Below are 15,078 nucleotides of genomic sequence, written 5' to 3' on the forward strand. Positions count from 1 at the left end.
GACAGCCTCCTACAGGCCGAACAGACCGCTCAGACCGACATAGCCAATCGATAGCAGGCCCGCAGTGACGAAGGCCATCGGTGTGCCACGCATGAACTCGGGGACCGGGGCGTGCTCGAGACGCTCGCGCAGCGCCGCGAAACTGACCAGAGCGATGCCGAAGCCAAGAGCCACGCCCACCGTGAACACCAGGGCAGGCCCGAAGCCAAAAGAGTAGGCGAGATTCATCTTGAAGAACCCGGGCTTGACCGCCTCGGTTGCAGTGGCGAGCACAGCACAGTTGGTCGTGATCAGCGGGAGGTAGATCCCGAGAGAGCGGTAGAGACCTGGACTCGACTTGCGCAGGTACATCTCGACGAACTGCACGAGAGCGGCAATCACAAGGATGAACGCCGGGATGTAGAGAAACTCCCCTACACCGAGCGGAACGAGCAACCAGTTCCAGAACACCCAGGTCGACGCCGTGGCGAGGGTCATGACGAAGATGACGGCGCTGGCCATTCCAACCGAGGTCTCCATCGAGTTCGAAACCCCGAAGAACGGGCACAGCCCGATGAACCTCGTGAGCAAGATGTTGTTGACCAGAGCCGCACCGACCAGGAGCAGGGCCATGTTCGCAAGCGTCTCCATCATGCCCGCCCGCCCTCGTCTATCGTGCAATGGAACTGCGTCTCGACCTTGCGGGCGTACATGCGGCTCTCCAGAGCGCGAGCCCCCGCGATCATGAACCCGAAGAGAATGAACGCTCCCGGAAACAGCAGTATCATGCTCGGCCCGCGGTACCACTCTGGGAACCCGATGATGCGCTGTCCCAGAAACTCGATCTGGCCCGTACCGGCCAACTCCCGGAACGCTGCCATCAATACGATGATCACCGAGTACCCGATCCCCATGCCGAGACCGTCGGCAATCGAGAGGCTCACGGTGTTGTTGTACGCGAAGGCCTCCGCACGGCCAAGGATGATGCAGTTCACAACAATGAGCGGTATCCACACGCCAAGGAATCCATACACCCCGGGCAAGAACGCGTGCATCGTCAGGTCGACGATCGTCACGAAGGAAGCGATGACCACGATGAAGATCGGAATCCGGACCTGCTCGGGCGTCAGACGCCTCAGGGCGGATACGATAGCCGAGGACATAGTAAGCACGAAGATGACAGCTGCTCCCATGAACAGCGCACCATCGAACTTCGTCGAGACGGCAAGTGTGGCGCACAACCCGATCATGAGAACGGTCAGCGGATTGTCGATGGACAGACCGCGCTGGAAGACTTCGAACCATCTCTTCACTGCCCACTCCCCCCTTCCGCACTTCCCAGCACATCGGCGTAGATATGTCCGGCAGCCAGAACGCCCTTCCTGACCCCGTATGAGGACTTCGTCGCACCGGAGACCGCATCGAGAGCCTTCGCGGCCTTGTCTATGTCGGCACCGTTCCAGCCTTCGAACTGGCCCATGAAGTCAAGGTTGGTGACGACGTTCGAGCCCAACCCCGGAGTCTCATTGTGTGTTATGACACTGACACCCGTGACTAACCCATCTCTATCCAAACCTACAACCATCTGCATCGGTCCCCCGTAGCCGCGCGGAGCGACCTTCACTCCCCACCCGACCTCACCCGACACACTCTCGGCCACGAACACCGCATCGACGCGTGTCTCACCAGCGGCCTCCGCGGCCGCTGCAAGCACGTCATCACCGACCAGCGTGAATTCGGTCGCATTGGGCAGTACCGCCTGCAGCGCCTTCTCTTCGGCGAGGCGAGCCTGCGCGGCGATTCGCTCGGCGGTGAGCTGGTACGTGAATGCGAGACCAGCGGCCGCGACTATGCACGTAACCAGCACACTCAGCACCATGCGCGCCGGAGTCGAGGGCATCCTATCCACGGCGCGCCCCCCATCCGAACGTCCTTGGCCTGAGGGAACGGTCGATCAGCGGCACGAAGCCGTTCATGAACAGAATGGCGAATGTCGTGGACTCAGGCATGGGTCCGTAGAACCTACCCACGACGTTGATGAGCCCGCATCCGCAGGCGAATATCAGGCGCCCGGTCTTGGTCATGGGCGAGGTCACATAGTCTGTAGCCATGAAGAAGGCACCCAGGAGAACGCCTCCGGCAAGCACGTTGAACACCGGGTCGGAACCGAACGCCCACGAGAGCAGGGCGACAGTCCCGATGTAGCCGGCCGGAATGCGCCAGTCGATGATGCCTTTGAGTATGAGCACGAGTCCGCCGAGGATGAGCAGTCCGCCGGACACCTCGCCCAAACACCCGGAGAGGTTGCGGGTGAGCAGGCTGCCGTACTGGGCTTGCAGGTCGTACCCGTAGGCGCCGCTCGCCGCCCGGTCGGCGGCGGCAAGCGCGAGTCGTGTGGCGCCCGAAACCGCATCGAACTTGCCTACCGCTGGCAGGTCGAGCCCCGCGAACCAGCCCCCCGGAACGCTCGACTCCGCAAGAACGCCCGCCCACGAGATGGTCACAATGGCGCGCCCGACGAGGGCAGGGTTGAAGATATTCCACCCGAGCCCGCCAAAGATCATCTTGGCGAGCGCAATGGCCACGATTCCGCCTGCGACCCCGATCCACCACGGCGTCCGTGGCGGCAGCGTCATTGCCAGGAGCAAGCCGGTGACAAGTGCGCTACCGTCCAGCAATGTCTGCGGTTTCTTGGCAACGTAGTTCCACAGAGCTTCGGTGCCCAGGCACGAACCGATACACGACACCAGGAGAACGGCAGCAACAGCGCCCATGTTCCAGACGGCCCACAGCGCTGCAGGTGCGAGCGCGCCGACCACCCAGAGCATGATGTGCGTGACGTTCTCCTTGGCGGCGATGTGTGGTGAATCCGCAACGCTCATTCGGGCGGCCCCCGTTGTATCACTCACGACCGCGCCCCCCTTTCGAGCAGGGCATGTTTGGCTCGACGAATGAGCTGCACAAGGGGTCGGCGGGTTGGGCACACATAACTGCAGCACCCGCACTCGATGCAGTCGAGACCGTGGTAGTTCTCGCAGCCGTCCCAATCGAGGCGATTCGCACGGATTCCAAGGGCGAACGGCTCAAGCAGCATCGGACATGATTCAGTGCAGCGTCCGCATCGAATGCACGGCTGGTCGCCGAGTACCGCCGGGGACAGATAACCCGGGGCAAGTGCGACCACTCCGGACGTACCCTTCACGACCGGAACGGAGAAGTCGACGACAGGCATGCCGGTCATGGGTCCGCCGGCGATCACGCGACCCACATCGCCCGTGAACCCGCCGGCGCCGTCTATCACATCCTGGAGAGGCGTACCAAGGAGCGTCAGGTAGTTGCCCGGGCGCGAGACCATCCCGCTGACCGTCACCACGCGCTCCATGAGCGGACGCCGATCGAGAACCGCGTCGGCGATCGCCGCGGCCGTGCCCACGTTGTGAACAAGAGCACCAGCAGCGGACGGCAGTTTACCGTGCGGGACCTCCTTGGCCATGACGGCCCAGATGAGCTGCTTCTCGGCACCCTGTGGGTAGCTCGTCGGAAGCGCAAGAACCTCGATGTCGGTGTCGGCGGCAGCTCGCACCGCCGCGATCGCGTCAGGCTTGTTGTCCTCGATGCCGATCACGATACGCGTGGCGCCAACGGTCCGCGCGATGATCCGGGAGCCTTCGACCACACGAGTTGCGCGCTCGAGCATCGTCCGGTGATCACACGTGAGGAAAGGCTCGCACTCGCAGCCGTTGAGGATGACCGCCTCGATCGTGGCGTCCTTGGGAGGGCTGAGCTTCACGTGCGCTGGAAACGCCGCACCGCCCATTCCCACAATGCCGGCCGAGCGAACGAGCGTGGCTACGTTGTCGATCGGGTCGATCTTCACGAACGAGTCGAAATCCTGCTCGGGATCTGGCACGATCTCGACAGCCACGGCGCTCGTCCCCGCTATGGTACGGCGCGAGGACACGGCCGCAACCTCGCCTGCGACCGGGCTGTGGACGGGAGCGCTCACCATGGCATCGACATCGCCGATGGGCTGTCCGCGCTCGACGCGGTCCCCTACGGCGACCAGCGGCGCACACGGGGCACCCAGGTGCTGACTCATGGGCACGACGAGCCGCTGCGGTATCGGTGCTCTCTGTGTCGCCGACGCGCATGTCGCGTCTTTGTACGTCGGCGGATGAACCCCACCCCTGAAGCCGGCCTTCGTCACGTACTTCTCCTCGTCGGCTCTTGCTAGTGAGGCACTGATTCGACCTACCGGGGTCGAATCCTCCTCCGAGTTCCCCCTAGTGTACGGAACAGGATAGACACAAGTCGTACGCCCGAACAAGCTGTTCGATGGCAAGAAGGAACTCGTCCCGCTCAAGACCAACAACGGTGGGCGCAAAGGCGCGCAGGTCAGCATCTAGATTGGCGAGGTTCTGGGCCGTAGGAGTGATGACGTCGCCCGCGGTGATGAACCCGTCGTCATCGATCGTGTACGAATGGTACAGAGTGCCCCGCGGAGCCTCCGTCGCTCCTGATCCGGAGCCCTTCCGCACCTCGAACCCGACGGGTGCGCTGCTTCCGCCCATAGCGAGCAAGCGTCGGATGTAGTCGGCGCACCGCTCCGCCGCATCCACGAGCTCCACAGCCTGACACACGTTCATATGGAACGTGTTGCGGGATCCGTGTGCAAAACCAGACTTGGCGAGTGTGCTCTGTGCCTTCGGCATCAACTTGTCCGAGGAGATGTTGATGCGCGGCAAAGCCCCCATCAGGAACGGGCGTCCGTCGACGGTCGAATGCTTTGCGTTGCTGTGACCGATCAGGCCCTCGCTGATGAACTCGCGGTACTCGCCCACCGGCCGACTCCAGGCGCCGTCGAGAGCAGTCGTGTCACCCTCGTAGATCGCGTAGTCGTCCTCGGCACGTAGCGCGAGCATGTCTCCGTCGGTACGGAAGTTCGGAATCTCGAACGCTCCGAACAGGCTGACTGTTGCAGCGGCGTCTGACGCGATCTCGTCGAGCATGCCCGCGAACCCCTCGAGTGCCCTCGGATCGAGTTCCTGCGTGAACCCGCCGATGACCGCGGTCACCGGGTGGACCGGACGACCTCCGACCAGCTTGGTCAGCTCGTTGCCGAGCTTCTTGATGCGCAGAGCGCGCTCGACGACGTCAGGATGCGTCTCGACGAGCGGGAACACGCTCGGGAGTCCCACGAAGTCCGGAGCTGCGAACAGATAGAGATGCGTCGCGTGGTTCTGCAGGTAGCTTCCGTACAGGAGGAGCTTGCGCATGAGAATCGTGCGCTCGCTCGGCTCCACGCCCAGCGCCGCCTCGACGGCCTTGATAGATGTGAGGGCGTGATTCGGAGAGCAGATTCCGCAGATACGACTCGTGATCAGAGGGGCCTCGTCGAACCGGCGACCCACGACCATCGACTCGAAGAAACGCGCCGGCTCCACAACGTCGAGCCGCACGTCGCGGACGACACCGCCGTCGACGTCGATCGTGATCGTTCCGTGGCCCTCGATGCGGGCGATGTGCTCGATCGTCAGCGTGCTCATCGGCCAACCGCCTCCTCAAGGGCGTTGTAGATCTCAAGTCGCCGCACTACCTCATCACGCGCGATGCCGCGTTCCTTGAGCAGCGCGAACGCCGACTCGAGATTGGCGTCCTCGGCCAGGCCCCGGCATCCGGTGCAGGGACGACCAAGGCTCACGCACCGCGCCCTGCAGCCGGTCCGGGTGACGACACCCAGGCAAACCTCATCGCGCTCGAAGAAGCAGACGTTCTCCTTCATCTTGCACACCGCGCACATCGGTTCCTTTGGAGTGCGGTCGGAGAGCCCTTGGGCTACTCGACCAAGAACGTGCACGAACTCGGGCGGGTCGATCGGGCAACCCGGCACCTGATAGTCGACGGTGATGATGTCACTCACCCGCCTTGGAACGATGCGTCCTCGCGCAACAGCCACACCGTCGTCTCCGTAGACGACCTCGTAGCGGGAATCGAAACCTTGTGCGGCGAGAGCCGGAATGCCGCCCGTAAGCGCGCAGGAACCGATGGCGATCACCGCCGCAGCGGTCTCGCGGACTCGCTTCAGCAGCTCGATGTGGGCCTCGGTCGTGACAGCGCCCTCGATGACGGCGACATCGTACTCCTCGGGCATGTGGCCGCTCGACGCGAGCTGCCAGTACACCAGATCGATGCCGCCGAGGACATCCAGCAGGTCGTCTTCCATGTTCGTCAGCTGCACCTGGCACCCGAAATCGCTGGCCAAACCTATGACTACGACTCGAGGCACCATCCTATATCGCCTCCTGGAGGTTCATGGCTTCCCAGTAGTTGAACACCGGGCCATCGATGCACGCGTACTGGTGGCCAACGCCACAGTGACCGCACTTGCCGATTCCGCACTTCATGCGGCGCTCGAAACTCACGTACATCTTGTCGGGATGCATGCCCTTCTTGCGCATCTCGTCGATCACGAAGCGATACATGACGGGGGGCCCGCAGATCGCGCCGTAGGTGTTGTCCGCATCGACATCGATCATCTCGAAGAGGTTCGTGACCCGCCCTACCTCATCGGTCCAGGTCTCATCGGCATCATCGACGGTGAGTATCAGGTCGAAGTCGTCCCGGTGCTTCCACATGTCGAACTGGTAGCGGAAGAGTATCTCGGAAGGGTTCTTGGCTCCGTAGAGGATCGTGACCTTGCCGAACTCGTGACGGTCATCGTGGATGTGATTGATGAGCGACTTGAGCGGCGCGATGCCGAGACCGCCGGCAACGAGCAGGATGTCGTGACCCTTCATCTTCTGGAACGGGAAGCCGCGGCCGAAGGGTCCGCGCAGGCCAACTATGTCGCCGCACTGCTTGGAGTGCAGCACTCCCGTCACGTCACCGGCCTTGCGGACGCACAACTCGATGAAGCCCTGCTTGCTCGGTGCCGAGGAGATCGAGATGGGCGCCTCGCCGACCCCGAATATGGACAGCTCCACGAACTGCCCCGAGCTGAATCGGAACGCCTCGCGCACCGCGGGGTCGATGATGCGGAACTCGAAGAGCTTCTCCTTGTCAGTCAAATCGATGATCGACGTGATTCGCGCCGGCCACGGCCGGTACGGGTTGGTCTCAAGAGTCTGACACTCGGAAAGAATCATCGGGCGCCTCCTGCCTCAAGCGCTCTGACGACTTCACGGGGGCTGATGCCGGCCAGACACGCGCGCTGACACCTGCCGCAGCCAACACAGAGCACGCGCTCGAACTTCGAGAGATAGCCCCACTGCTTGTGGTAGTAGCGATACTTGACCCGGCTGCTGCGGGATTCGCGGAAGTTCTGCCCATGAGCCACGGCAGCGAATTCCGTGAACTGGCAGGAGTCCCACTTGCGGACGCGAACGCCGGTCTTCCGGTCGGCCTCCAGACGGTCGATCACGTCGAAGCAGTAGCACGTCGGACACACCATTGAGCACGCGCCACAGGACAAACATCTGTCACCAAGCTCGTCCCAGAGCGGATCGTTGAACTTCGCATCGAGAAGCAGTGGCAGCTGCGTGGTATCGAGCTCATCGGTGAACGCAGCCTTGAACTCGCGCGTGACCCGCTGGAAGTCTGCAGTATCTGACTCAGTGACGTCGCACGTATCCACGAACTCGTCGAGCAACTCGGCGCCTTGCACCGACCGCACAGACACGAAGTACCGGTCGCCGAGATCGGTAAGGAAGATGTCGAAGCCCCAATGGACCTCATCGGTGTCCCAGGCGTTGCAGAAGCACGTATCGCTCGGCATACACGACACGCCGACAAGTAGCGTGTTCTCGCGGCGGGCCTTGTAGTACGGGTCTTCGTAGTCGCTCAGGAAGACATTGTCCATGAGCAGCAGGCCGTTGATGTCGCACGGATGCAGGCCGAAGACAACGCGCGGGGCAGCGTAGACCTCGTCGTCCACAACCTCATTGTCTGCTACCCGGAACCGCATCATCTGATCCTCTGGAGGGAAGAACAGCTTCTTGGGCGGCAGCAACGTCGTGTCGTAGTCGAGCCTCAGGTCGGCCGGATCTTCGATCGGACCGAAGACGAACCTTGCTCCCTTGGCCACCGGACCGATGACCTCATACCTCTGGGACAAACCGCGCACGAGGTCGGGCAGGCGCGACGTGTCCATCATTCGAAAGAACATGTGTGTCCCCTAACTCCCGGCAGAGCGCACGGACGACCGGCTCTCCCCCCATTGCCTGTTACCACGTTCGGCAGGATCCTGGATGAGATCCGCGCCTAGTCGCCGAAGAAGACCGCGATCTCGCGCATTGCGGACTCTGGCGAGTCCGAACCGTGCACGATGTTCGCATCAACGATGAGACCGTAGTCTCCGCGAACCGTGCCCGGAGCGGCGTCACGCGGGTTGGTGGCTCCCATGATCTTGCGACATACGAGCACGGCGTCTGGGCCGCACAGAACCATCTTCACGACAGGCCCCGATGTGATGTACTCGATCAGACCAGGATAGAACGGCTTGCCCTCGTGCTCGCGGTAGTTCTCCTCGGCCTGTTCGCGGGTGACAACGCCGAGTTCGAGGCGCTCGATCACTAGACCGGTGTTCTCGAACCTCTGAAGGATGGGGGCGATGAGCCCACGGGCAACCGCATCGGGCTTGATCATGATGAAGGTCTTCTGGTCCACGCGCGTCCTTTCGCTGTCTGCCTGAGTCGCATTCTCGCGCAGTATGCCCTACGAGCCGCCGCCAGTCGACCGCCAGTCATTCTCCACTCCAGCCACCTTCCAACCGACTCCTTCACGGGCCAGTGTTATCTCGTAGCTGAGAGGAGCACCGCTATCGGGAGTGACCGTGATGACGACCTTCGACGTGCGAGGTGAGCGTTCGACTGACTCGATGCCGTACTCCTTGGCAGGTGGCAGCTTCGCCATCTCCTTGTCTACCTCCGCCGTGGGCACGGCAACCCAGTACCCCTCGACGGGTTTACCTTCGGCACGAGCGTCCATCATTCCTTTCACGGTCATCGACTGGCTCGGATACCCGAGACCCACGAAGTACGCCGCGGCGAACGCGCCGACAACCACCAGAGTCATCGCGAGAGCGGCAAACACCGGAATCCATGGATTGCGATGTTCGCGCCTCTCATCTCGCTCCGCTCGCCGGTTGGCCTTATCGTGCTCCTTCATCTCCTCATCGGTCCTGGTGAAGAACGCGGATTCGTCATCGTGCTCGGGGACCGACACGACACCTCCGCTGGACTCGACCTCTTCGGCGCCTACCTGCGGCATGACGGCGGTCGCCTGGCCAACGCCGGACATCGACGCGAGCTCTCCTGTATCCCAGCCCGGTTGCTCGGTCGAATCCTGCTCGATCACCGGTGGCATTTCACCGGTCGACCAGCCCTCGACGATCTCTCTCTTGCTGGCGAGCGCGTCGCGACTCGCCTCAAAGACCTCGAGTGCCTGAGCGGAGAGTGTGTGGCCGTGCAACTGCGTCGCCTTCTCAAGCGCTTTCACGGCGTCCGCATGCTGACCGAGGCTCCCGAAGGCGATGCCCAGGTTCGCAAGCGCACGGCCCTTTCCGCTGTACGTGTCGAAACCGAGCGCAGCCTTGTATGCCTCGATAGCGTCCACAGGACGCCCCATCGCCATGAAGCACAGTCCGAGGTTGTTCAGCGCCTTGCCCGAGTCGGGGTTGTCACCGTCGAGAGCGGCCTGCCGGTACGCCACGGCCGCGTCTTCGTAGCGACCCATCTCAAGCAGGGCGCCCGCAAGTCCCTGGAGCGCCCTGTACTGCGCGTGGTAGTCAGGCTCTTCCAGCGCTGCCCGATAGCGCTCGACCGCCTCGGCGTACTCACCGAGTGCGACGTGCGCAGCTGCAAGGTTCGCCATTGCAGCACCGCGCTTGTCGTATAGCTCGTCCTTCAGGGCATGGCCGAAGACGGTGACCGCGTCGTTGTAGCGGCGCAACCGGAGCAGCGCGTTGCCGGCCATATGGTAGGCCGAGCCGTTGCCTTCGGTGCCCCTCCCGGCCGCCGCGAGGAAACCCTTTGCCGCAGCGCGGAAATCCCCGGCGTTGTAGGCGTTCTTTGCCTCCTGGAACCGTGCTTGGTCCACAGTCACCCCTTGTTAGGACTACTTCGAAGCATTCTCAATCGTTACCGACTCCATGACGTCACCCACGGCGATCTTCTTCACAATGTCCATGCCATCTGTAACCTGCCCAAACACCGTGTACTGTCCATCTAGCGAAGGCTGCGGAGACAGACAGATGTAGAACTGCGAACCGCCTGAATCGGGGTCCATGGATCGCGCCATCGCAACGGTTCCTTCAAGATGCTGCCGAGAGTTGAACTCTGCCCCCAAACGGTAGCCGGGCCCACCCGTGCCTACCATGGCATCGTCGGTCTTGGAGAGCGGGTCCCCGCCCTGTATGACGAAAGTCGGCTCGACGCGATGGAACTTGGTCCCATCATAGAAGCCGGCGTTGGCAAGCTCGATGAAGGCTGCCACGTGATTGGGTGCATCCTCGGCATAGAACTTGAACTTGATCGTGCCTTTGGCGGTCTTGATGACAGCGACCTCGTCGCCATTCGGCTTGTACGTGGCAGTGTGCAACGGCTCCTCCTCGGGGCTGGCCGGCGGCTCTTCGGCTTCCTGTGTCGTCTGGGCAGGCTCATCGGCAGTCTTCTCGACGGTGTCACCCGACGAACACCCCTGAAGTGCGAACACGGACACCACGAGGATGATGGCGAACAGGACGAGGATGACTCGTGAAAGCTTTGGCGACATGTGTGCAGCGCCTCCTGGCTAGCTCGTGATCCCTGTACCCGGATCGGGTGCGGGCCGAAGGTCATTCTACCAGTGCGGCCACACGCTGATAAGGAGTATGCTGTCGGGGTGCGCCGTCGCGCGCCACCTTCCCAGAGTCGCCGCAGACTCCGAACCCGGCGACGGATAACCAAGGAGGAGATGCACTTGGGAGCACCAAGCACTGACACGGTCCGCAACGTCGTACTCGTCGGCCACGGCGGTGCGGGCAAGACATCTCTCGCGGAAGCAATGCTCTTCCTGGCCGGCGTGACGAAGCGTCTCGGGAGCGTGGACGAGGAACACAGTAACCTCGACTACGATGCCGAGGAAGTGAAGCGCAAGCTGACGGTCAACCTCGCGCTCGCGCCCGTTACTCACAAGGGCGTCAAGATCAACGTGATCGACACCCCCGGCTATGCGGACTTCCTTGGCGATGCCGTCGCCGGAATGGAAGCCGCGGAAATGGCGCTCTTCGTGGTAGACGCTGTTTCCGGGCCACAAGTCCAGACCAACCGACTCTGGAAGATCGCCGGCGAGATGGGCATCGCGAGAGCGGTCTTCATCAACCGGATGGACAAAGAACACGCCGACTTCGATGCGGTCATGAAGGCACTGGACAACTCCTTCGGACACCGCGTCGGGGCGGTTCAACTCCCGATCGGCAAGGAGGCCGGTTTCCGCGGAGTGGTCGACATCATCCGCATGAAGGCCTACTACCACGAGGACGCCAAGGAAGAGGTCACCGATATCCCCGCGGACCTCGTGGATATCGCCGAGGCCGCGCGGGAGAGCCTATGCGAACTCGTCGCAGAAGCGGACGACGCCCTCATGGAGAAGTACCTTGAGGGCGAGCGCCTCACCCAGGAAGAACTCGAGACGCTGCTCGATGAAGCGATCGCACAGAGCATCTTCATTCCCGTGTTCGTCGGATCGGCCATCACCATGCAGGGCGTCACCGACCTGATGGATGAGATCGTGTCGTTCTTCCCGCAGCCTACCGCTCACGGCCCTGTGCCGACAGCGGACGGCGGAGAGATGGAGATATCGACCAGCGGGGAGACCGTAGCCTGGGTATTCAAGACGATGTCCGACCCCTACGTCGGTCGGCTGAGCTTCGTGAAAGTGATCAGCGGCACCCTCACGCCCAGCAGCGAGCTCATAGACTCCCGCACGGGCAAGAAGGAGCGAATCGGTCATGTCTTCAAGCTGACCGGCAAGGAATCCGCCGACGTCGATGCGGTCCCTGCCGGCGATATCGCAGTGTTGCCCAAGCTTGGCGATGTCTCCACAGGCGACGCGTTGTCCGCCACGGGCAATGTGGTCTTCGCACCTATACCCTTCCCTGATCCGCTGTACCCCGTCGCCATCGTCGCCAAGACCAAGGCTGACGAGGACAAGCTCGGCACCGCGCTCAAGAGCATCGTCGATGAGGATCCAACGCTCGTCATGAAGCGCGATGAGGAAACGCACCAGACCGTGCTTTCCTCTCTGGGCGACGCTGCGATCGACGTGGTGCTGAGCAGGCTGCAGGACCGCTTCCACGTCGAAGCGGAACTTGAGGAACTTCGCATCCCATATCGGGAGACCGTTCGCAAGAGAGCCGCGGCCCAGGGCCGTCACAAGAAGCAGACCGGGGGCTCAGGCCAGTTCGGTGACTGCTGGCTTCGCGTTGAGCCAAACCCCGGCAATGGATATGAGTTCGTCGACGAGATCGTCGGCGGGCGCATACCGCGTCAGTTCATCCCGGCGATCGATAAGGGTGTGCAGGCTACGTTGGCCGAGGGAACCCTGGCCGGGTACCCGATCGTGGACGTCAAGGTCACCGTCTACGACGGCTCCTATCACTCAGTCGACTCGAACGAGATGGCATTCAAGACGGCCGCGCGCGTCGGCTTCCGTGCGGCATCGGCCAAGGCCGACATGATCTTGCTCGAGCCGATAGCGACGCTGGAGATCATCGTGCCGGACGAGTACGCCGGCGCCGTCATGGGCGACATAAGCTCGATCCGTGGTCGCATACTCGGCATGGGTGCGCCCGGCCCGGGCGTGCAGCTCATCAGGGCGCAAGTACCCTACGCCGAGGTGGTGCACTACTCGCCGCATCTTCGCTCCCTGTCGAGCGGGACCGGCACGTACACGATCGCGATCGACAGCTACGAGCAGGTCCCCGGAGACATGGCCAAGAAGATCGTCGACGCCTATGAGAAGGAGCGCGCCGAGGGGCACTAGAGCGCACCCGCTCTCAGCGAAAACCGAAGGCCGGCCCATCAAGAGGGCCGGCCTTCGTCGTCACATCGATTGGCGCCCTCTGCAGGACTCGAACCTGCGACCTTCTGCTCCGGAGGCAGACGCTCTATCCGCTGAGCCAAGAGGGCATGCGTGGGCCGCGCGCCCACGCAGAGTACCATACCCGGAAGCTCACCACCACGACCGTTAGCGCGCAACGTTCCGTGCCGCTATTCTTGTCGTGACGACCCCCCAACACGGAGGTGAACGTGAGTTCAGGCCGCGCACTCGTGATAGCCAACCCCGCAGCCAAGCACGGTGAGTCCGCCAAACTACTGCCGGTTGTCGAGAAGCTGCTGAACGACCTGCCCCACGACACGGTCGTGACCGAGTCGAACGGTCACGCCACGATGCTCGCACAGGACACTTCCGCGTACGATCTCGTCGTCGCCGTCGGCGGTGACGGGACCGTTCACGAGGTGCTCAACGGACTGATGCGTATCTCGCCCCAGTTGCGGCCTGCTCTAGGCCTTCTTCCGACCGGGTCCGGGAACGACACGCGACGCACGTTGGGCATTTCGACCGATCTCACGCAGGCTGCACTGGAGCTCGCCACCGGCGAGCGGCGCCGGTTCGATGTAGGCATGTGCAACGGGATCTACTTCAGCAACAGCTTCGCCGCAGGGCTCGACGCCAAGGTCACCGCGAAGGCCGTCGAGTACAAGGTGACCACGAAACGCTCCGGCCTGTGGCTCTACCTGACTGCGCTCCTCCACGTTCTCTTCAATGAACTCGATAGCTTCGAAATGCTCGTTGCGTTCGATGGGGGCGAACCGCAAGTCCACGACACCCTCATACTCGCGGCAACCAACGGCCCCACGTACGGTGGGGGCTTCTTCATAACGCCCGAAGCGATTCCGACAGACGGCCTGTTCGACGTTTGCATGATCGACCCCCTCTCGCTCCCTGAGGCGCTGGTGCGCCTGCCCTTCGTGGTGACCGGGAAGCACACCCGCATGCGACCCGTCCACATGTCACGCCACAGCTCAGTCACCATAGAGTGTGACTCCCCCATACCCGCCCAGATCGACGGCGAGGTACTCCTTCAGAAGCGCTACGAGATATCAATGCTTCCTGGCGCTATCGAGTGCATCGTCCCCAGGCGGAGCGCACCGTGATCGACTCCAGCGCCCCCGGCGTCATCCTGGCACTGACTATCGGCTACCTCATCGGCTCGATCCCTTGGGCGTATGTCATCGTGCGTGTCGTCGCTCACGAGGACGTCACGCAACACGGCACCGGGAACGTTGGAGCGATGAACGTCCGCCGGTCAACGGGCTCGTGGGCGTGGTTCACGGTCGCGATGTTTGCGGACGGCTTCAAAGGCCTCATTCCCGTTGCTGTCGCGAAGGGTGTTGTGGGGGACTTCTCGATCACATGGCTCATTGCACCGGCGGGCACTCAGGCCACCGCGTCATATCTGCCGCTACTCCTACCTCAGGCGGTGTTTGCCGGCACCGTTCTCGGTCACAACTACTCGCTGTGGATGGCTCTACTCAAGAGGAAGTTCGCACGTACCGGCAAGGGACTCGCAACGGGTGGTGGCGCGCTTCTCGCCTATGACTGGCGTTACTTCATGGCGGTCGTAGCCGTCGGGCTCGCGGTCATCGCCATCACGCGCTACATGATGGCCGGCCAGGTCGCCGCGGCCCTCACCCTACCTGTGGCCGCCGTCGCGCTCCGTTCGCCTGACTGGCCCTTCATGCTCGTCATGGGGCTGCTCGTCTATGTGGCTCACCACAAGCGCTTCATGGGCCTGCTGGACGGGCGCGAGCCGAAGCTCTATATCAACGACCGAATGGGACCGAGGGGCTGACCCTGGAACATCGCAAGCCACCGGCCCGGCACTCCCCCTACACGCGATCCGGAACATGCAGAAAGGGGATCTTGTGACACATGTGTGGGTCACGCCCGACCTCTTCCGGGTAGCGGGGGGCAGAGTCCGGAGAGCGTGAGCTGGGCGAGCGCTATCAGTGCGAAGGGGTCGTGGAAGCCGTAGGCTCGTTGCTGTATGAGCCGGAT

General features: G+C 62.7%; 16 protein-coding genes and 1 tRNA gene. 3 read left to right on the forward strand and 14 right to left on the reverse strand.

What is annotated here, in order from left to right; translation table 11 throughout:
- Positions 1–9: 9 nt before the first annotated feature.
- The 12 genes from Q8K99_02710 to Q8K99_02765 all read right to left on the reverse strand — a co-directional run bounded on the left by Q8K99_02710 (position 10) and on the right by Q8K99_02765 (position 10,575).
- A complete protein-coding gene (locus tag Q8K99_02710) occupies positions 10–630 on the reverse strand; it encodes an Rnf-Nqr domain containing protein (GenBank protein ID MDP2181464.1) in 621 nt (206 codons plus the stop codon).
- Positions 630–1,292 carry an electron transport complex subunit RsxE gene (gene rsxE, locus Q8K99_02715; GenBank protein MDP2181465.1) on the reverse strand — a complete coding sequence of 221 codons (663 nt, stop codon included), beginning with the start codon at positions 1,290–1,292 and terminating at the stop codon, positions 630–632. The genes Q8K99_02710 and rsxE overlap by 1 nt, the downstream gene beginning before the upstream one ends.
- Positions 1,289–1,879: an FMN-binding protein gene (locus Q8K99_02720; GenBank protein ID MDP2181466.1), complete on the reverse strand. Its 591-nt coding sequence runs from the start codon at positions 1,877–1,879 to the stop codon at positions 1,289–1,291. Before Q8K99_02720 ends, rsxE begins: the two co-directional genes overlap by 4 nt.
- 1 nt (position 1,880) lies before the next feature.
- Complete coding sequence (locus Q8K99_02725; protein ID MDP2181467.1) at positions 1,881–2,888, reverse strand: RnfABCDGE type electron transport complex subunit D; 1,008 nt, start codon at positions 2,886–2,888, stop codon at positions 1,881–1,883.
- Positions 2,885–4,186 carry an electron transport complex subunit RsxC gene (gene rsxC, locus Q8K99_02730; GenBank protein ID MDP2181468.1) on the reverse strand — a complete coding sequence of 434 codons (1,302 nt, stop codon included), beginning with the start codon at positions 4,184–4,186 and terminating at the stop codon, positions 2,885–2,887. Before rsxC ends, Q8K99_02725 begins: the two co-directional genes overlap by 4 nt.
- A gap of 76 nt (positions 4,187–4,262) precedes the next feature.
- Positions 4,263–5,525, reverse strand: coding sequence for a Ni/Fe hydrogenase subunit alpha (locus Q8K99_02735; protein MDP2181469.1), 1,263 nt, complete (start codon positions 5,523–5,525; stop codon positions 4,263–4,265).
- A complete protein-coding gene (locus tag Q8K99_02740) occupies positions 5,522–6,268 on the reverse strand; it encodes an NADH:ubiquinone oxidoreductase (protein ID MDP2181470.1) in 747 nt (248 codons plus the stop codon). The genes Q8K99_02735 and Q8K99_02740 overlap by 4 nt, the downstream gene beginning before the upstream one ends.
- A gap of 1 nt (position 6,269) precedes the next feature.
- Complete coding sequence (locus tag Q8K99_02745; protein MDP2181471.1) at positions 6,270–7,124, reverse strand: FAD/NAD(P)-binding protein; 855 nt, start codon at positions 7,122–7,124, stop codon at positions 6,270–6,272.
- The gene (locus Q8K99_02750; GenBank protein MDP2181472.1) at positions 7,121–8,143 is read right to left on the reverse strand and encodes a 4Fe-4S dicluster domain-containing protein; all 1,023 of its coding nucleotides are present in this window, start codon (positions 8,141–8,143) and stop codon (positions 7,121–7,123) included. Before Q8K99_02750 ends, Q8K99_02745 begins: the two co-directional genes overlap by 4 nt.
- A 95-nt stretch (positions 8,144–8,238) precedes the next feature.
- Positions 8,239–8,643 carry a nucleoside-diphosphate kinase gene (gene ndk / locus Q8K99_02755; protein MDP2181473.1) on the reverse strand — a complete coding sequence of 135 codons (405 nt, stop codon included), beginning with the start codon at positions 8,641–8,643 and terminating at the stop codon, positions 8,239–8,241.
- A gap of 48 nt (positions 8,644–8,691) precedes the next feature.
- The gene (locus Q8K99_02760; GenBank protein MDP2181474.1) at positions 8,692–10,074 is read right to left on the reverse strand and encodes a tetratricopeptide repeat protein; all 1,383 of its coding nucleotides are present in this window, start codon (positions 10,072–10,074) and stop codon (positions 8,692–8,694) included.
- 18 nt (positions 10,075–10,092) lie between these two features.
- Complete coding sequence (locus Q8K99_02765; protein ID MDP2181475.1) at positions 10,093–10,575, reverse strand: peptidylprolyl isomerase; 483 nt, start codon at positions 10,573–10,575, stop codon at positions 10,093–10,095.
- A gap of 354 nt (positions 10,576–10,929) precedes the next feature.
- Between Q8K99_02765 and fusA the strand changes: the two genes are divergently transcribed.
- Positions 10,930–12,999, forward strand: a complete 2,070-nt coding sequence (fusA, locus tag Q8K99_02770) for an elongation factor G (protein MDP2181476.1) — start codon at positions 10,930–10,932, stop codon at positions 12,997–12,999.
- Positions 13,000–13,069: 70 nt separating this feature from the next.
- On the opposite strand, the gene Q8K99_02775 is transcribed toward fusA, so the two are convergent.
- A tRNA-Arg gene (locus tag Q8K99_02775) sits at positions 13,070–13,145 on the reverse strand.
- A 120-nt stretch (positions 13,146–13,265) separates the two neighbouring features.
- On the opposite strand from Q8K99_02775, the gene Q8K99_02780 reads away from it, so the two are divergent.
- Together Q8K99_02780 and Q8K99_02785 are read left to right on the forward strand one after the other, a co-directional pair.
- Entirely contained in the window at positions 13,266–14,174 is a 909-nt protein-coding gene (locus Q8K99_02780) for a diacylglycerol kinase family lipid kinase (GenBank protein MDP2181477.1), read from the forward strand.
- Positions 14,171–14,872 carry a glycerol-3-phosphate acyltransferase gene (locus Q8K99_02785; GenBank protein MDP2181478.1) on the forward strand — a complete coding sequence of 234 codons (702 nt, stop codon included), beginning with the start codon at positions 14,171–14,173 and terminating at the stop codon, positions 14,870–14,872. The genes Q8K99_02780 and Q8K99_02785 overlap by 4 nt, the downstream gene beginning before the upstream one ends.
- 89 nt (positions 14,873–14,961) lie before the next feature.
- On the opposite strand, the gene Q8K99_02790 is transcribed toward Q8K99_02785, so the two are convergent.
- Positions 14,962–15,078, reverse strand: a 117-nt coding sequence (locus tag Q8K99_02790) for a hypothetical protein (protein ID MDP2181479.1), incomplete at its 5' end; no start/stop codon positions are given.

The organism is Actinomycetota bacterium (genome assembly GCA_030682655.1).
In the GTDB taxonomy this organism is placed as follows: Bacteria; Actinomycetota; Coriobacteriia; order Anaerosomatales; family JAUXNU01; genus JAUXNU01.